Raw genomic sequence first — 17,511 nt, forward strand, 5'->3', positions numbered from 1 at the left:
TCGAATGTGGGAGCGGGCTTGCTCGCGAAGCGGCCCTCAAAAACACCAAGAATTCAAAGCGCCCGCGCAATAATCTCCTTCATGATCTCATTCGTCCCCGCATAAATCCGCTGCACCCGCGCATCTGCCCACGCCCGCGCAATCGGGTATTCCCACATAAACCCATACCCGCCGTGCAGTTGCACACACTCATCCAGCACCTTGCACTGCAGGTCCGTGGCCCAGTATTTGGCCATCGCGGCCGTGGGCACATCGAGCTTGCCTTGCAGGTGCAGTTCCATGCACTTGTCGACAAACACCCGGCCGATCTGGGTTTCAGTGGCAATCTCCGCCAGTTTGAATCGGGTGTTCTGGAAGTCGATGATCGCCTTGCCGAACGCCTTGCGGTCCCGGGTGTATTCCAGCGTCCATTGCAACGCCGCCTCAGCTGACGACAACGCGCCAATCGCCACCGTCAAACGCTCCTGCGGCAACTCCTGCATCAGGTAGGCAAAGCCCATCCCCGCCTGGCCCAGCAGATTCTCCTTGGGCACCCGCACATCCTGGAAGAACAGCTCCGATGTATCCTGGGCCTTCATCCCGACCTTCTCCAGGCGCTTGCCCTTGTCGAAACCCGGCGTGTTGGCCTCCACCAGGAACAGGCTGGTGCCCTTGGCGCCGGCCTTGGGATCGGTCTTGGCCACGACGATCACCAGATCAGCCAGGAAGCCATTGGTGATGAACGTCTTGGAGCCGTTGATCACGTATTCATCGCCATCCAGCACCGCCGTGGTCTTGACCCCTTGCAGGTCGGACCCGGCACCCGGCTCGGTCATGGCAATCGCCGTGACCATTTCCCCGGAGATCAGCTTGGGCAGGTACTTGTGCTTCAGCGCCTCACTGCCGTAATGCAGGATGTAGGGCGCAACAATGTCCGAATGCAGGGAGAAACCAATCCCGGTCAATCCCAGCCGGCTGATCTCCTCGATCACCACCGCGCTGTAGAGAAAGTCCGCCCCGAGGCCGCCGTACTCTTCCGGCAAATGCGAGCAGAGCATCCCCGCCTCCCCCGCCTTGTTCCACAGGTTGCGGTCGATGTAGCCCTGCTTTTCCCATTGCCCGTGGAACGGCGCCGCGTCTTTTTCGAGGAAGGTGCGCACGCTCTGGCGGAAGAGTTCGTGCTCCGAGCTGAACAAGGTTCTGGGAATCATGGGTCACCTGTGTGAATTGTCGGACAAGACCGGGATCACAGAGCCTAAGCCGCGAAGGCGTCACGGGACACTGGACACATGCGACAAAAAATAAGACGATCCAGCCGTCTGGTGACCACTTTCCCCTATAAGAATAAATGAAATTATGTCTAACCAAATCTCCACGCCCTTGCGGCGCGTCAGCATTTTGGCCATTGATCGGGTATTCGCTTCAACCCTCATGCAAGCCAAGGATTTCTTCCACCTCGCGAGCCTGCGCTACGGCAAACAGCTGGGCCAGGGCCTCACCCCCGCCTTCGAAACCCGCCTGGTCAGCCCCGACGGGCAGTCGGTGCGCAGCTTCAGCGATGTGATCATGCCGGTGGACGGCGGCCTCGAAAACGCCGACATCATCGTGCTCCCGGCCTTCTGGGACGATTTCGACTCGTTGTGCCAACGCTACCCCCAAGTGCTGCCCTGGCTGCGTGAACAACACGCCCGTGGCGCGGTGCTGTGCGGCGAAGCCACCGGGGTGTTCTGGCTCGCCGAAGCCGGCCTGCTGGATGGCAAGGAAGCGACCACCTATTGGCGCTTCTTCAACGCTTTCACCGAACGCTTTCCCAAGGTGCAGCTGAACCAGGACAAGCACCTGACCGACGCCGACAACCTCTACTGCGCCGGCGGCACCACTTCAGCCTGCGACCTCTACATCTACCTGATCGAACGCTTCTGCGGCGCCAACATCGCCCAGGCCGTAGCCCGCGACATCCTCTACGAAGTGCAACGCAGCTACGCCCCCGGGCGCATCGGTTTTGGCGGGCAGAAGCTGCACCAGGACGTGATCATCCTGCAGATCCAGCATTGGCTCGAAGAGCACTTCGCCGACAAGTTCCGCTTCGAAGACGTGGCCCGGGAACACGGCATGAGCATCCGCAACTTCATGCGCCGCTTCCAGACCGCCACCGGTGACAAGCCGCTGCACTACCTGCAACGGTTGCGCATCGAGACAGCCAAGGGCCTGCTGTCCGGCAGCCGCAAAAGCATCAAGACCATCAGTTACGAGGTGGGCTACGACGACGCGAGCTTCTTTGCGAGGCTGTTCCGCCAGCATACCGAGCTGTCGCCCAACCAGTATCGCCAGCAGTTCCAGCAGGCCGCGTAACCAAAGGGTATACGCAGTAAAAATGTGGGAGCTGGCTTGCCTGCGATGGCGGCGTGCCAGGCACCAGCGGCATCAACCGACAGACCGCTATCGCGGGCAAGCCCGGCTCCCACAGTTGCTTTCTGTTGACCTGGAAATTTGCATAAAAAAAGGCCCGCATCGCTGCGGGCCTTTTTCATTTCAAGCACATCGCTTACGGCTTGTGCGCCCGCGACAGAAACTCGTGGGACTGCATTTCCAGCAAGCGGCTCAAGGTGCGCTGGAATTCGAAGTTCAAGCGGCCGCCGGTGTAGAGGTCCTTGAGCTCGACTTCCGCCGAGATGATCAGCTTGACGTTGCGGTCGTAGAATTCGTCGACCATGTTGATAAAGCGCCGCGCGATGTCGTCGGTGGTGACGCTCATCTGCTCGACACCGCTCAGGATCACCGCGTGGAAGATCTTGCCCAGTTCGATGTAGTCGTTCTGGCTGCGAGGGCCGTCGCACAGTTCTCGGAATTCGAACCAGGCCACGTCATCGCAGGTGCGCAGCGCGATAATTTCGCGGTTTTCGATGATCAGCTTGTCGTTTTCAATCGCCTGGGTGCATTCCGGCGTCAGCGCGCGGAAACTCTTGCGCAGGCTTTCCTGGGCCACTTCGTTGAGCGGGTAGTGGAACAGTTCGGCTTGTTCAAGGTGACGCAGGCGGTAGTCGACGCCGCTGTCGACGTTGACGATGTCGGTGTTCTGCTTGATCAGGGCGATGGCCGGCAGGAAACGCGCGCGTTGCAGGCCGTCCTTGTACAGGCCGTCGGGCACGATGTTCGAGGTGGCGACCAGGGTCACGCCGTTCTTGAACAGCTCTTCCATCAGGGTGCCGAGGATCATCGCGTCGGTGATGTCGGAGACGAAGAACTCATCGAAACAGATCACCCGGGCTTCTTCCGAGAAGCGCTTGGCGATGATGGTCAGCGGGTTCTTCTCGCCCGGCAGGGTCTTCATCTCTTCATGCACGCGCTTCATGAAGCGGTGGAAGTGGGTGCGGACCTTTTCCTTGAACGGCAGCGCTTCGAAGAAGGTGTCCACCAGGTAAGTCTTGCCCCGGCCAACACCACCCCAGAAATACAGGCCCTTGACCGGCGTGTGGTCTTTCTTGCCAAACAGCTTGCTGAACATGCCCGGCTTGTTCTGCGAGGCCTGGACCAGGTCGTCGTACAGGCGCTGCAAATGGCGCACCGCAGTTTCCTGGGCAGCGTCATGGAAGAATTCAGGGCGTTTCAGATCAGCTTGATATCGTTCTAGGGGCGTCATAATTCGTTAGCAAGGCAACAAAAACGGGCCGCCACTGTAACGACGGCCCTGAAGAATGGCAATCAACCCTTGGTCGGGTCAATCCTCGATTGGGGTCAACGCAACGCGCAAGGCTTCGATCGCCGCATCCCGCGAGGCGCTGTCGGCGAACGCCGGGCTATCGGCGACGACTTCACCGTCCAGCCACACGCTGAAGCTCGAGGCTTCACTGCGTACATCCAGCGCCTGACCCGATTGCAGCTGCTTGGTTACGGCGCCTGCGGTTTTACCGTCGGCAAAGTTGCGCGACAGCAGCAGTTGCTCGCCTTCGGCCGCCAGCAAACGGAAGCGGAAGCTGCCGTCGTCTTCGCGGAAGCTGACAAAGCGTGCGGCTTTCGCAGCTTTCTTCTTGGTGGTGGCAGCCACGGCGACCGGATTGACGAACGAGCGCAGGCCCACCGCTTCACGCAGTTCGGCCAGGAACGGTGCAGCCACGGCGCGGGCTTTGCGGGCGCCGACCAGCAGCAGGTCTTCCATGTCCGACGGGCGCGACATCAGTTGGTGATAACGCTCGCGCGCTTCACCCAACTGGCCGTCCAGCAGTTGGAACAGACGGTTCTTCGCCTCGCCCCAGCCCAGGCCTTGCAGCAGTTCACCGCGGAACTCTTCTTCCTGGGTCTGGGTGGCAAATGCCTGGTACAGGGTGAACAGGTGCGAGTTGTCCGGATCCTTGGCTTCGCCCGGCGCGCGGGAGTCGGTGACGATCCGCGAGATCGCGTCCTTCATGTCCTTGGCGCTGGTGAACAACGGGATGGTGTTGTCGTAGCTCTTCGACATCTTGCGGCCATCCAGGCCCGGCAAGGTGGCGACGCTTTCTTCGATCAGCGCTTCGGGCATGGTGAAGAATTCTTTACCCTTGCCGAACAGGTGGTTGAAGCGCTGGCCGATGTCGCGAGCCATTTCCACGTGCTGGATCTGGTCACGACCGACCGGCACCTTGTGGGCGTTGAACATCAGGATGTCCGCGGCCATCAGCACCGGGTAGCTGTACAGGCCCATGGTGATCCCCGCATCCGGGTCTTCGCCGTTCTCCAGGTTCTTGTCCACCGAGGCCTTGTAGGCGTGCGCACGGTTGAGCAAGCCCTTGGCCGCCACGCAGGTCAGCAGCCAGGTCAGCTCGGGGATTTCCGGGATGTCGGACTGGCGGTAGAAGGTTACCCGGTTCACATCCAGGCCACCGGCCAGCCAGGTCGCGGCGATTTCCATGCGCGAGCGCTGGATGCGCTGCGGGTCATCGCACTTGATCAGGGCGTGGTAGTCGGCCAGGAAGTAGAAGGAGTCGGCGTTGGCGTCCTGGCTGGCAAGGATCGCCGGGCGAATCGCGCCGGCGTAGTTGCCCAGGTGCGGCGTGCCGGTGGTGGTGATGCCGGTGAGGATGCGGGTACGGGTCGTCATGGGTGATCGCTTGTCATCAATTCGAAAGACGTGGCAGCACAAGATCCTTGAGATCGGTCAGCTTGCCATGAAAAAAGTGTCCGCATTCTGCCACTTTCAGCAGCTCATGGGGGCGATTCAGGGCCGCGGACCAGTCGTAGACGAGTTGCGGGTCGACCACTTCGTCGGTTTCCGGCTGGATCACGGTCAATGGGCAGCCTTGTGGCAACACGTCGTTATCCCGCAGGCGCATCACGGCCGCGGCCACCATGAACAGGTGCGCGAGTTTTTCGCCCTTGGCTTCCAGGCGGCCGCCGAGGGTGGCCGCGACAAACCCGCCGAAGGAAAAACCCAGCAGGGTGATCGGCAGGTCGGGATGCTTTTCACGCAGCCAGGTGGCTGCCGCTTCGGCGTCGTCGACTTCACCGGTGCCCATATCGTGCGTACCGGCACTGGTGCCGACACCGCGATAATTGAAACGTAACGTGATCAAGCCGGCATCGCGCGCGGTGCGTTGCAGGGTCGATACGACTTTGTTGAGCATGGTGCCGCCCTGCACCGGGTTCGGGTGACAGATCAGCGCCAGGCCACGTGGCTCGGGGTGATCCAGATACAGGGCTTCCAGTTGGCCTACCGGGCCATCGATCAAAACGGGGGTTTCACGCATCAGCAAGGAAGGAACTCCGTGACCTCTCAAGGGGTCGACTCGTCTAGCTAAAAGTCTGTGCATGGCATCATTGCGAGCTTAATCGCGGTATACAGCGCAGGTCCGAGCCGTTAACGTAAAGCAAAGCCGTTTATAGAGGAAGGACTCGTGGAACACTCGCTCTTAGTTTGGTTGTTGCCGACTCTCGCCTTGGTTGCCGGTGTCGCCATTGGATTCCTGGTTGCCCGCCTGCTGCCGAATGCCGCGCCTAACCGCACGCAGCGTCAGCTGGATGACATTCAGGAACGTTTTGACAGTTATCAGAACGAGGTTGTTACCCACTTCAACAGCACCGCGACCCTGGTGAAAAAGCTCACTCAGAGCTATCAGGAAGTACAGGATCATCTCGCCGAGGGTGCCAACCGCCTGGCCCTGGACGACATCACCCGCCAGCGCCTGCTGGCCGCGCTGCATTCCGATGCACCGCACGCTCCACGGGAACGCCTGACCCCTCCGCGGGAAAATCAGGAACCGCCACGGGATTACGCGCCAAAAACGCCAAATGCCCCGGGGATGCTGGATGAGCATTACGGCTTGAAGAAGTAATAGCTTTTCAAGCGGCATAAAAAAGCCCGGCTGATCGATGATCAGCCGGGCTTTTTTGTTGGCACCAGGTCGACCAGACGACACTGATCCAATGTGCGAGCGGGCTTGCTCGCGAATGCGGTCTATCAGTCACCCGATGTATTAACTGACCCACCGTATTCGCGAGCAAGCCCGCTCCCACATTGACCGAGTCCGACTTCAGGACACTGGCTGTTCTTGTAGCTGCCCGTCCTGTATCCGCACATGCCGCCCATGGAAACGCTTGAGGCTGCTGCGGTGCCCGACGCTGACGATGCTCAACCCCGGCAACTCATCGATCAACGCCTGATACAGCGCCGCCTCATCTTCCTCGTCCATCGCCGAGGTGGCCTCGTCCATGTACAGCCATTGCGGTTCAAACAACAACGCCCGCGCAAACGCCAGGCGCTGTTGCTCACCCGGCGACAGCATGCGCTGCCAGTGATTGGCCTCGTCCAAGCGTGGAATCAGGTGCGCCAGGCGGCAGGTTTCCAGGACCTGTGCATAACGTTGCGGCGGGTACGCGCCCTCCTCCTGTGGATAACTCAACACACCCCGCAAGGTACCAATCGACAGGTACGGCTTTTGCGGCAGGAACAGATAACGCTCGGCCGGCAAGCGGATGTTGCCGTGGCCGTTTGGCCAGAGATTGCCCATGGCCCGCAGCAAGGTTGACTTGCCGCTGCCGGAACGCCCGCTGAGCATCAATCGCTCACCCTCGGCAACCGTCAGGTTGGCGCCATCGAGCAGGTGACGACCATCCGCCAGATCGAGGCTGAGGTTGCTCATCTGCAAATTGCCGCCCTGGCGTTGCAACTCGATGCCCGTGTTGCGGCCTTCGTTTTCTTCCATCGCCTCGCCAAAGCTCAGCAGACGATCACAGGTCGCACGCCAGCTGGCCAACACGGTGTACGCGTCGACAAACCAGCTCAGGCTGCCCTGCACGCTGCCAAACGCACTGGCCACTTGCATCAGCACGCCCAGCTCTATCTGGCCGGAAAAGTAACGCGGCGCTGCCACCACAAACGGGAAGATGATCGCGATCTGCGAGTAACCACTGGTGAAAAAGTTCAGGCGCTTCTTGAGCTGCATGATGCTCCAGAAGTTGCTCCACACCCGCCCGAAACGTGCACTCAGTTGCTGGTGTTCATTCGGCTCGCCATTGAACAGCGCGATGCTTTCCGCGTTCTCGCGCACCCGCACCAGGCTGAAACGCAAGTCGGCCTCGAAGCGTTGCTGGCGGTTGCTCAAGCCGATCAGTTTTCGACCAATCAAGTGGGTCAACCAACTGCCCAGCACGGCATATACCAGTGCCGCCCAGAACATATAGCCGGGAATCGTGATGCCCCAAACCTCGATACTGCCGGACACGCCCCACAGGATCACCGAGAACGACACCAGGCTCACCAGGTTACTGATAAACCCCAGGCCCAGGCTCAGGGTGCTGCTGGTAAAGGCGTTGAGGTCTTCGGAGATACGTTGGTCGGGGTTATCGGTGTAGCCGCCATATTCCAGGTGGTAGTAGTTCTTCTCGCTCAGCCACTTGGCGAAGTAGGTTTCAGTCAGCCAGCGCCGCCAGCGGATGGTGAGCATTTGCTGCAAATAGGAAGTGAACACCCCGGTGACGATCGCCACCACGGCGATCACGCTGAAATACATCAGCAGGTGGGTGAAGGCGTCGTAGTCCTTCTTTTCCAGGGCGTTATAGAAGTCGCGGTTCCAGCTGTTGAACCACACCGACACGGCCACACTGAACAGCGAAAGCCCCAGCACCACCAGCAACAACAGCCAGGCCTTGAACTTCTCCTCACTGCGCCAGTAGGGGGTGATCAGCGCCCAGACTTTCCTTAAAAATTGCCCACGCACCGCGTCATTGACCGCGGAATACTCAGCGTTCTGATTCATTGTTCAGGCTCGGTAGGAAAAAAATAACAGGCGTTTGAACCGATCATAAACGATCGGTTCAGGGCTCCGTGCGGCCTGAAGCAGATTGTTCAGTCGCCGTTCAACGTCGAACCGGGCGTTTCTGCAACTTGCGCTGCAACGTTCGACGATGCATGCCCAGGGCGCGGGCCGTGGCGGAGATGTTGCCTTCGTGCTCGGTCAACACCCGCTGGATGTGTTCCCACTGCAGGCGGTCCACCGACATCGGGTTTTCCGGCACCAGGGTGTCGAGGTCGGCGTGCTCGGAGAGCAAGGCGGCCAGCACGTCGTCGGCATCTGCCGGCTTGCACAGGTAGTTGCAGGCGCCACGCTTGATCGCCTCGACGGCGGTGGCAATGCTGGAATAGCCGGTGAGGATCACCACGCGCATTTCCGGGTCCAGCTCCAGCAGCTTGGGCAGCAGCACCAGGCCGGAGTCGCCGTCCATTTTCAGGTCCAGGGCCGCGTATTCCGGCAGGTCGGCCGTGGCGATGGCCAGGCCTTCCTCGGCGGAACCTGCGGTGCTGACGCGAAAGCCACGACGGCTCATGGCGCGGGCCATCACGCGGGTAAAGGTGGCGTCGTCATCTACCAGCAGCAGGTGCGGCAGTTCTTCGCCTTCGACTTGGATCTCGTCACTCATCGATGTCTCCTCGTGCGACACGGGGCAGGCGCAGCTCGGTGAGCGTGCCGCCTTCCTCATGACTATAGAGTTTCACTGAGCCGCCCGCGCGGGTCACGCTGGCCTTGCTCAAAAACAGGCCCAGGCCGAAGCCTTTGCCCTTGGTGGTAAAGAAGGGCTTGCCGATCTGCTCGGCAATCGCCAGCGGCACACCGGCGCCGTGGTCGCGAATGCTGATGGTGAAATCTTCCGCATCCCAGTCCAGGGTCACTTCCAACCCTTCCGGGCAGGCATCGGCGGCGTTGTTCAGCAGGTTCAGCAGCGCCTGGGTCAGGTCCGGCGGCGGTGCCATGCGCGGCACCGTGCCCTGGCCCAGCAGGTGAAACCGGTAACTGGCTTCGGGACGCATCAGGTGCCAGCGGTTCAGGGCTTCGTCCAGCCACTGGGTGACGTCTTGCATCTCCACCGCCAGGCGGCGATTGGCCTCGGCGGCGCGCACCAGCTGCTGCAAGGTCAGCTTGCACTGCTTGACCTGTTCCTGCAGCACGCTCAGGTCGTCTTGCAGGGCCGGGTCGTGATGGTCCTGGGTCATTTCCTTGAGCAGTACGCTCATGGTCGCCAGCGGCGTCCCCAATTCGTGGGCCGCGCCGGCGGCCTGGGTGGCGACGGCCAGCAACTGCTGGTCCCGCAGGCCTTCTTCACGGCGAATGGCGCGCAGCTCTTCCTGGCGGCGCAGCTCTTCCGCCATTCGTGCGGCAAAAAAGGTGATGACCGCCGCCGACAGGGCAAAGCTCAGCCACATGCCGTAGATCTGCAGGTTTTCCCGGGCGATGGGGAAGGTCTGCAACGGGTAGAACTGTGCCAGCAGCAGGGTGTACAGGGTCAGGGCAATACCCGACAGCACCACCGAATAACGCCACGGCAAGGTCACCGCCGCGATGGTCAGTGGCACCAGGTAATAGGACACGAACGGGTTGGTGGAGCCGCCGGAGAAGTACAGCAACACGCTGTGGATAAACAGGTCGCAGGCCAGTTGCAGGGCGTATTCCAGCTCGGTCACAGGCCACGTGGTGCGCAGCCGGATGACGGTAAATACACACAGCACCGTGGAGAAGCCGAGGGTCACGGCCAACTGCAACCAGGGCAGCGGCAGCAGTTTGAACCAATAGGCGAGCCCCACCGAACCGGCCTGTGCGGCCAGCACCAGGGTGCGGATGAACGTCAGGCGCCAAAGGTTCTGGCGGGTGGCGGAAGTCAGTTTTACGGCGGCGAGCATGAGCTCTCCCGATGAGCGCTGCAGGCGGATCGCACGGAGTATAAACGAAGCGACAGCGCTGGCACGGCGTGTGTGGCTCTTTGACGCAGGGGTCAGGATCATGACCGTTCGTCGGCATCCGCCAACTTGTAGCGAATGTGTAAACCCGAAGAACTGAAACCTTGCGTCTACAGTCTTACCGAACACGAACATCTCAAGGAGCTTACATGTCTCGTTTCATTCGCAGTGCAGCCACCCTCACCCTCGGCGCCGCTACCCTCGCCAGCCTGCCGGCCATGGCCGCTGACGAACTGCATTACAACCAGATTTCCCTGCGTGCCGAAGTCAGCCAGGAAGTGGCGCGCGACCAGATGATCGTCACCCTGTACACCGAGTCGCAGAACACCGACCCGGCCAAGCTTGCCGCCGAAATCACCACCACCATGAACAAGGCGCTGGCCCAGGCCCGCGAAGTCAAAGGCGTGACCCTGCGCCAGGGTAGCCGCAACAGCTACCCGATCTACGACAACAAGAACCAGAAAATCACCGGCTGGCGTGAACGCGCTGAGCTGCGCATGGAAAGTGCCGACTTCGCCGCCCTGTCCAAGCTCACCGGCGACATGCTGACCAACCTGAAAATGGACAGCATGGACTTCGCCATCGCCAACCCGACCCGCAAGGCCAGCGAAGATGCCCTGCTTAAAGAAGCGGTCACCGCATTCAAGGCCCGTGCCCAACTGGCCACCGATGCGCTGGGCGGCAAGGGCTACAAGATCGTCAACCTGAACTTCAACACCAACGGTTATCCACAGCCGTATGCACGTGGCGGGATGATGATGAAAGCCGCAGCGATGGATTCGGCACCGACGCCGGAAGTCGAAGCCGGCACCAGCCAGGTCAACATGACCGCAGATGGCGTGATCGAAGTCCAGATGCCTTGATCGAGCGGTACCCCAGTTGCAATGACGCTGCCCACGGGCAGCGTTTTTTTTTGCCTGCGCACTTCATTCAAGAAGTATCAGCGGTAATAACCGGATATCAGCTTAAGAAAATACTCAATGGCTGAGAGTGTTCTGGTCCACACACCTTGAAGCGCACCGGCGATAAATCTTTTCAGCTTATAACCCGCGTAATGGCGAACTACATCTTCCCCATCAAAGAACGGAACACGCCTACACGCTGAACCACCTATGGCGGACATCACATCATTCCTGCACACCATGCACATCAGGATTTGTCATATGACCACCATAGGTTCCATCGCGGCAAACAACGGCTTCTTCCTTGATACCCCCTCCTCGGCAGGTATTGCCGAAGAACAGGGAAAACCCCGCCAAGGTACGGATACTTCACGGCAGACATATTCGCCAGGGCAGCCCGTAAAGGCAGCCGATCGGGCCACCGACACTCCCGCATCACGACCCCGCCGTCACACTCACGACGTGTTGATCCCGGGATTGCCATACAACAAGACAGTCGAAAACTACATTCGCAGTGCAACGACAGGGTTCGAGACGCCCCTGGAAAGCACCGCCAACCTTATCAAGGCCGAAATCAAGAAAAAGTGGGGCGAGGACGTTGATCCGGACAACACGTTTATTACTACCTTCAACTACGACCCGACACGGGGAAGGCCTCCTCGCAATGCAAAGGTACTGAACCGGATAACCTTGACCCAGGCGGCCCTGCAAGATGTGCAGAAAAAAAACAACACCGATGAACACCAGACGCCCGAGGAAAAAACACGCACGACCCTGCATACCTGGCTGGAACGGCTACTGACGTTTTCGCCGCTGGGCCAGGCGGGGCTTGCCATTGACTCTGCCGTCAATGCCCAGCAGACCTATGAGTTTATATACCGCGCCTCCCCGCCCGGCCAGCGCCAGCAATACAACGAGTCGATGCGGATCAAAAAGACCCCGGAGCAATTCAGGGAATTGGTGTGGAACACCGAACGCGCCGCGCCGTATAAAACATTCCTGGATACGTTCTGGCCCAGCCACGAAAGCAAATACACGGCATTGACCAAGGCCTCCTTCGTTGCCGCCATCCTGCTCCAGGAAAAGACCGGCAGCCTGAGCCCAAGCGACAAGGAACTGGCGCTACGCGCAGCGAACTTGACCACCGATAAAGACTGGTCGAACCTCCGCGTCGAGGACCTGAAAGCCTCTGCCGCCCAGGACCCAGGCCTGGAAATGGGTCTGCTCAGCATCAACGGTTTTCAATCTTCGGACCTGCTGTACATCACCGACAAAAACCCCAAGGTCACCGATGACGGCAAGATCATCAGCCCCACGCTTTTGTATATTCCCGGCAACTCGTCGCCTATTCATCGCTTTGACAGCCAGGCCCAGATGAAAAACTGGCTGGCTGAGCAAGCTGCCGACCCCACCAAGCGCGAAGCCCTTTCAACCCATTTCACGCTGCGTGACCAGGCCGACCGGACGTTCTCCGACGGCGTGAACCAGACACTGACCGGGCTGGGTGGCTGGCACCGCAAAGACGCGCCGGATGCCGATGTGTTGGAGCGCCTGAATGAATTCAACCCGCAGACTTTCATCACCACCGAACCCCTCGCCCAGGACCCATTCGAGGCCATTACTGCCCGCCAGAAAGATCGCTCGTACAAGGATGCCGAGACCCAAATCGTCACCGACAGCGACGTGACCAAAGCCAACATCCTCAAAGGCCTGGAAACCGCCACCAAGGTCGCGATGCTGATGACGCCGCTGGCACTGGTGATGCCCGAAGTCGCCGTGGCCCTCGAGGTGTTCTACGTCGCCTCCGGCGTAGCGGAGGCCGGTATCGGCATCGATGACGTCAAGCACGGCAAGAAAGGCGGGGCCGACCATATCGTGTTCGGAGTGCTCAATGCGCTGCCGACGGTGGCTTCGGGCGCAACTTCACTGGTGGAGAAAGGGATAGAGAGGGCCTCGAAAGCCCTTGAGTCCTCCACCCGCATCGCCCTCACGCGCGAAGTCGAGCCGGGAGCTGCAGGGGCAAGCGTGCTGGTACCTGAGGGCCTGTCCGCAGACCAGACCTTCCTGATCAAGCGTGCAACCCATACCGATGTAGTGGTCGGGGATGACGTTTACCGCTACGACCCCGCACAACCGGACGCCTTGACCAAGATGGGGCCTACCGAGCATGCCGAGCCGCTGGAGGATTTTGAAGCCGTTTGTGCGCCGGTTGGGCGCCGCGTAAAGCGCAACATTGACAGCTTGTGCTACACAAAAATGATCGAGGACGCCGATACATCGGTCGCTCAAGACGCCCAGGCACTTGAGCATCGGCGTCTCTTGCCGGGCGCCCCAACGCAGGAAGGCGCGCGGACCGTGGTGCATGAGCACAGGCTGTATAGAGTGAGCGACACATCCAGCCAGGAGCTGATGTCGGTGCCCGGGCACACGCCGGTTACCTACCGCAACCAAACCAGCGGGGTGGTGCTCAATGAGCCGGACTTCGGCTATGAAGATATCGGTCAACCACGGGCGCTCAACCAGGAAACCGTGGTTGTAAAGCTGGACCAGATCAGTGATCTCAGTGATGACCAGCGCGTCCTGAGGGGCATAAAAATACCCTACGCAGGAATAGATTATGTGGTGGTCGAGGGCGATACCGGCATTTACTACGTGGCCGAATACGACGGTTCGAACCCTGCGCTCAACTTTCAACGCATCGCCGCAAACACCGATCCGGCCAGCAGGGACATCATCAGGCTGCATGACGAGTACAAGGACCTCTATCGTGACATTTCCGGAAAAACCCACAATAACGATCTGGTGATACTGCCCTCCCTGGACTCACTGGCAAAAAAACTGAGCCTTGAATACAACTTCACACCCGATCAAGCCACCCAACTGGACCGAGTCCTGGCCGGACTGTCCGATGAAAAGAAACGTGAAGTTCTACTGGCAGTCTATGCCTGGGACAAGAAGGTAGAGGTGGCCGCCAAGACCATACAACTTGAGCCCCTTCAAAAGCCTCACTATTTCGGGCAGCTCACGGTCAACGAGCAAAACAAGGCCTACGCCCGTTGGGGCAAGAGAACGGTGGAGGAACAGTTCCAGACAACCGGTATACGGTCGGCCAACCAGAAAACCCTGGCCGATGCCGGTAACAGTCTGCGCAGCGACGTGGCCAATGAAATAGTGACCTGGCTATACACTCGAACCGGCGCGCCCAACTACTCGGAGGTCATCCTGAAAACGGGTGCTGGCAATTGCGACCAGATGGCCAGGGTCGCCACCGATACCGTTAACGCCAGTGGCGGCTTTGCCCGCATTGCACAAGTGCAGGGACACACCTTCAGCGTGGTCGGCGGCCCCGCAAGTCAGCCTAACCTCTTGACCGCTGGATTTGCCGAGCCCGAATGGGCTGATGCGTGGATAGTGGACCCATGGGCCGGTATCACTTGTCCGGCCAACGAGTACCACGGCCAATTCGCACAACGCATGCAGGAATGGAGCGACGAGGGCCGGCAAATCCTGATCGGAGATGGTGGTACGCCGCCTCGGCACGTCTGGAGCGATCCTATGGACCCGCGGTGGATACAGTCCACCGTTTATGGCGGCGCACAGGTGTTTTAAGGCGATCGCCGCGACGCAGGCGCTTGTCTCAACCTGGGTAACCCGAACGGCGGCAACCGTGGTGACCGCCGTTCTCGTTCGCGTAGCGTTCACCTGCCATTTCAGGGAGCAGGACTGCAATGCCGCTGCCTTCGGGCAGCATTTTTTTTGCCTGGCACTTAATTCAAGAAGTTTCAGCGGTAATAACCGGTTACCAGCTTCAGAAAATGCTTAATCGCCGGGCGTCTGCTGGTCCGGACACATTGAAGTGCGTTGGTGATAAATCTTTTCAACTTATAACCCGTGCAATGGACAACTACATCCTCACCCTCAACGAGCGGAACACGCCTGGACGCTGCACCACTCATGGCGTAGATCACCGTACTCCTCATCCACAGTTTATGGCGGCGCAGATGCGTGCAATCAACATCCAGCCAGGTAATCTGAAATGACAAGCTCAGTTCAACTTAACATTGTCCATTACCCAAAAACACCGCTACCCGGTACGACTCAAGAACAACGTACCGAGGCGCTGGAACGGATACCGCCAACGCCATTGAAGAGTACCGATATTTATGAAACGGACAACGTTGGCACTGCCGCCAGGAACGAGTCTGATATCTACAAGGCAACCATTTACGGACCCGACTTTGTTCACGCGCCAGGCGATGGGTATATCTACAATGAGCGAGAGGCTCATATCGATGCCTATGCCAATCGTGTAAAGACGCAGATCGAAAATATAGAAAGTGGCACTGAAGGCGAACGAAACGTCAAGTTCCAGAACGTGCGCCTGTTCATGGACCCCGCAGGATACTTCAGTGGGGGTTTATTGGCAGCCGGGTTCGACCCGCATGAAAAGTTCACGGTAACGTTCAATACCTATGTCGGTATGGGCACAGCACAAAATCTCTCTGATACCCAGACACACACTTATTTCGCATGGGAAATTGCAGCGGGTGCTCTAGCGCACGACAGACCCGCACGTGGTGGGGTTTTAAATTTTCCTGAAATGGAAATAGAAAAAAAAGACCGGACAAAAATCAATGATTTGGAAGCGTTCGGCCGACAACTTCAAGCTCGCTGGGAGAAAGACATAGCCGCGCCGATGCGCGAGGGCTCCGGAACAATAGCAGAGCGATCGGGAAAAGCAGACGCCTATGTAACACGGGGCACGTTGCTGAGCCTTCGTAGTGACACGGAAAATTTCGCAAGGTTAAGCCCTGCCGGCCAGGAAGCGGTGAATCGCACGCTGGACAAGAATGGGCAAGTGATTATCCCCAATATTTACGGCTACCCCATGAGCGGGTATGCCTTTATCCCCTACACGCCTTACGATGGCAATACCGCCAATCGCCCCAATCAGGGAGTCATGATCGACTTGAAGAACGGCGCTGTCCGCGAGATAAAAGGCGATGACGAATTTGCGAACTGGGCCAAAGACAATCGTGATGAATTGATGCGCCGTTTCAATACCGGTGATATGCAAGGGCGACACAATGCCCACTGGCCACCGGCCGGGGCGGTGCTCGACAGCCTGATCCAGGATAATCGGTCGCGATATCCGGGGTACGAACACTGGTACAAAGATAAATCCGTGCCGGTACGAGAGCTATTCAACTACACCGAATCGCGAAAAGCAGGTTATGGGCTGCAATTTGGCGATCTGAACAAAGGTATCGCCCCCCACTATCAGGAGCAGAACGCCAACAATGCGGTGTGGGCCGACCAGACGGATGTGTTTGGTGCCTCGCAGCAAGCCTGGAAGTCGGTGAAAGACACCTGGGGCAAAACCTTTGGTAATCTGCCCATTGTTGGCAATATAGGCAATATCGTGTTTGGCGTGCATGACAGCCTCTATGGCAAGACCGCAGGCGAGCGCACAGGGGGAACTGCTGCGGCCGTCATCTCAAGCCTGATGCTGGCACACGAAGTTGCACCCGGTTTGGTCGAGGCGAGCCTGGGTGAAACTCCGATCACGTTCAACTCCACCGTTACTGAAGACTACCGCTGGAACTATAATTCGCAGAAGAGCGAATTTGAGCTGACACGCGTTTCGAAAGTATCCGGCGATAGTCATCCGGACCCGTCTTTAAATGAAATTGAGTCGAGTGGACCAGAGGTCCCCCCGGCATCTATCAACGTAGACGGCATCGAACTGCCGCCCCTGAAAACGGTTAAAAATCTGCCGGTCGGCGAGGCCCTTTTTTCTACTGCTGAAAAAACCAGTATTCTCAGTGGAGAAATAGATAGCCTGAACACTATCAACGATAAACTTTACACGTTCGTGGATGTGAACAAACAAGGTTCGGCCCAGCGATTGAACATACTGGTACACGGTAAAGTCGATGAGACTACCGGGGTCGCAAAAGTTTCTTATGATGGAAAGCTCAATAGTCCGGAAGAATTGCTGGATACGCTTCACAGCAAAGGGATCCATCCGGAAGAGTTCGACAACGTGCGCCTGCTGTCATGTGATTCCGCAACCGGTGGGGATGCTTCGTTTGCCGCTCAATTCCAAAAGTTGATTGGCCGCCCTGTCAAAGGTTATAGCGGCACCTTGAGTGCCAACCTGGCCCCTGAAGAGATAAAAGCTGCCATTGACAAGGTAGAAAAAATCTACCTGGAGAACTTATCCGCACAAAATATTCAGATCACCGATAACGTCCGTACCGCAGTAAGAGCTGAGGCTGAACAGTATGTCAGCGAAGAAATGGCGCGGATCAAGAAATTCAAGCCGTCAAAGAGCAACCCGTACTGGAATCCGCTCAAGTGGTGGGCGTTCACTTATAAACCCGAACACTTTCCGGCTAAATCGTAGCGACCTGGAATAGCCGAATC

Annotated in this window: 13 protein-coding genes; 6 read left to right on the plus strand and 7 right to left on the minus strand. The window is 58.7% G+C overall.

Annotation, left to right across the window (positions count from 1 at the left end):
* Window positions 1–53 precede the first annotated feature (53 nt).
* On the minus strand, window positions 54–1,190 hold the full coding sequence (locus V6607_RS28205; protein WP_063027116.1) for an acyl-CoA dehydrogenase family protein: 1,137 nt from the start codon (window positions 1,188–1,190) through the stop codon (window positions 54–56).
* 220 nt (window positions 1,191–1,410) lie between these two features.
* On the opposite strand from V6607_RS28205, the gene V6607_RS28210 reads away from it, so the two are divergent.
* A complete protein-coding gene (locus V6607_RS28210; RefSeq protein ID WP_173406101.1) occupies window positions 1,411–2,331 on the plus strand; it encodes a GlxA family transcriptional regulator in 921 nt (306 codons plus the stop codon).
* 193 nt (window positions 2,332–2,524) lie between these two features.
* On the opposite strand, the gene zapE is transcribed toward V6607_RS28210, so the two are convergent.
* The 3 genes from zapE to V6607_RS28225 all read right to left on the minus strand — a co-directional run bounded on the left by zapE (window position 2,525) and on the right by V6607_RS28225 (window position 5,699).
* Complete coding sequence (zapE, locus tag V6607_RS28215; RefSeq protein ID WP_003216025.1) at window positions 2,525–3,619, minus strand: cell division protein ZapE; 1,095 nt, start codon at window positions 3,617–3,619, stop codon at window positions 2,525–2,527.
* 78 nt (window positions 3,620–3,697) lie between these two features.
* Window positions 3,698–5,053 (minus strand): tryptophan--tRNA ligase, encoded by a 1,356-nt coding sequence (locus tag V6607_RS28220; protein ID WP_102604564.1) that lies wholly within the window; start codon window positions 5,051–5,053, stop codon window positions 3,698–3,700.
* Between the two features lie 16 nt (window positions 5,054–5,069).
* Window positions 5,070–5,699 carry an alpha/beta fold hydrolase gene (locus V6607_RS28225; protein ID WP_023659190.1) on the minus strand — a complete coding sequence of 210 codons (630 nt, stop codon included), beginning with the start codon at window positions 5,697–5,699 and terminating at the stop codon, window positions 5,070–5,072.
* Between the two features lie 147 nt (window positions 5,700–5,846).
* Between V6607_RS28225 and V6607_RS28230 the strand changes: the two genes are divergently transcribed.
* On the plus strand, window positions 5,847–6,284 hold the full coding sequence (locus V6607_RS28230) for a DUF1043 family protein (protein WP_003216019.1): 438 nt from the start codon (window positions 5,847–5,849) through the stop codon (window positions 6,282–6,284).
* A gap of 198 nt (window positions 6,285–6,482) precedes the next feature.
* Here the strand turns inward: V6607_RS28230 and V6607_RS28235 are convergent, their stop codons facing one another.
* The 3 genes from V6607_RS28235 to V6607_RS28245 form a co-directional block, all read right to left on the minus strand.
* Complete coding sequence (locus tag V6607_RS28235) at window positions 6,483–8,207, minus strand: ABC transporter ATP-binding protein/permease (RefSeq protein ID WP_338742155.1); 1,725 nt, start codon at window positions 8,205–8,207, stop codon at window positions 6,483–6,485.
* A 100-nt stretch (window positions 8,208–8,307) separates the two neighbouring features.
* Window positions 8,308–8,868, minus strand: a complete 561-nt coding sequence (locus V6607_RS28240; protein ID WP_003216016.1) for a response regulator transcription factor — start codon at window positions 8,866–8,868, stop codon at window positions 8,308–8,310.
* Window positions 8,861–10,123 (minus strand): ATP-binding protein, encoded by a 1,263-nt coding sequence (locus tag V6607_RS28245; protein ID WP_003216013.1) that lies wholly within the window; start codon window positions 10,121–10,123, stop codon window positions 8,861–8,863. The genes V6607_RS28240 and V6607_RS28245 overlap by 8 nt, the downstream gene beginning before the upstream one ends.
* 206 nt (window positions 10,124–10,329) lie before the next feature.
* Between V6607_RS28245 and V6607_RS28250 the strand changes: the two genes are divergently transcribed.
* From V6607_RS28250 to V6607_RS28265, 4 genes are all read left to right on the plus strand, one after another.
* On the plus strand, window positions 10,330–11,043 hold the full coding sequence (locus V6607_RS28250) for an SIMPL domain-containing protein (RefSeq protein ID WP_003216012.1): 714 nt from the start codon (window positions 10,330–10,332) through the stop codon (window positions 11,041–11,043).
* A gap of 300 nt (window positions 11,044–11,343) precedes the next feature.
* Window positions 11,344–14,691, plus strand: a complete 3,348-nt coding sequence (locus V6607_RS28255) for a DUF6543 domain-containing protein (RefSeq protein WP_023659189.1) — start codon at window positions 11,344–11,346, stop codon at window positions 14,689–14,691.
* Between the two features lie 119 nt (window positions 14,692–14,810).
* Window positions 14,811–15,122, plus strand: coding sequence for a hypothetical protein (locus V6607_RS28260; protein WP_134327322.1), 312 nt, complete (start codon window positions 14,811–14,813; stop codon window positions 15,120–15,122).
* Entirely contained in the window at window positions 15,119–17,491 is a 2,373-nt protein-coding gene (locus V6607_RS28265) for a hypothetical protein (protein WP_256662374.1), read from the plus strand. Before V6607_RS28260 ends, V6607_RS28265 begins: the two co-directional genes overlap by 4 nt.
* The last annotated feature ends 20 nt before the right edge of the window (window positions 17,492–17,511 follow it).

Origin of the sequence: Pseudomonas sp. KK18 (genome assembly GCF_037094675.1) — a bacterium.
In the GTDB taxonomy this organism is placed as follows: domain Bacteria; phylum Pseudomonadota; class Gammaproteobacteria; order Pseudomonadales; family Pseudomonadaceae; genus Aquipseudomonas.

Excerpts from the sequence above, each read along its gene's own strand:
- V6607_RS28205 (WP_063027116.1), bottom strand. The coding sequence starts at position 1,190 with ATGATTCCCAGAACCTTGTTCAGCTCGGAGCACGAACTCTTCCGCCAG.
- V6607_RS28210 (WP_173406101.1), top strand. The coding sequence starts at position 1,411 with ATGCAAGCCAAGGATTTCTTCCACCTCGCGAGCCTGCGCTACGGCAAA.
- zapE (WP_003216025.1), bottom strand. The coding sequence starts at position 3,619 with ATGACGCCCCTAGAACGATATCAAGCTGATCTGAAACGCCCTGAATTC.
- V6607_RS28220 (WP_102604564.1), bottom strand. The coding sequence starts at position 5,053 with ATGACGACCCGTACCCGCATCCTCACCGGCATCACCACCACCGGCACG.
- V6607_RS28225 (WP_023659190.1), bottom strand. The coding sequence starts at position 5,699 with ATGCGTGAAACCCCCGTTTTGATCGATGGCCCGGTAGGCCAACTGGAA.
- V6607_RS28235 (WP_338742155.1), bottom strand. The coding sequence starts at position 8,207 with ATGAATCAGAACGCTGAGTATTCCGCGGTCAATGACGCGGTGCGTGGG.
- V6607_RS28240 (WP_003216016.1), bottom strand. The coding sequence starts at position 8,868 with ATGAGTGACGAGATCCAAGTCGAAGGCGAAGAACTGCCGCACCTGCTG.
- V6607_RS28245 (WP_003216013.1), bottom strand. The coding sequence starts at position 10,123 with ATGCTCGCCGCCGTAAAACTGACTTCCGCCACCCGCCAGAACCTTTGG.
- V6607_RS28250 (WP_003216012.1), top strand. The coding sequence starts at position 10,330 with ATGTCTCGTTTCATTCGCAGTGCAGCCACCCTCACCCTCGGCGCCGCT.
- V6607_RS28255 (WP_023659189.1), top strand. The coding sequence starts at position 11,344 with ATGACCACCATAGGTTCCATCGCGGCAAACAACGGCTTCTTCCTTGAT.
- V6607_RS28260 (WP_134327322.1), top strand. The coding sequence starts at position 14,811 with ATGCCGCTGCCTTCGGGCAGCATTTTTTTTGCCTGGCACTTAATTCAA.
- V6607_RS28265 (WP_256662374.1), top strand. The coding sequence starts at position 15,119 with ATGACAAGCTCAGTTCAACTTAACATTGTCCATTACCCAAAAACACCG.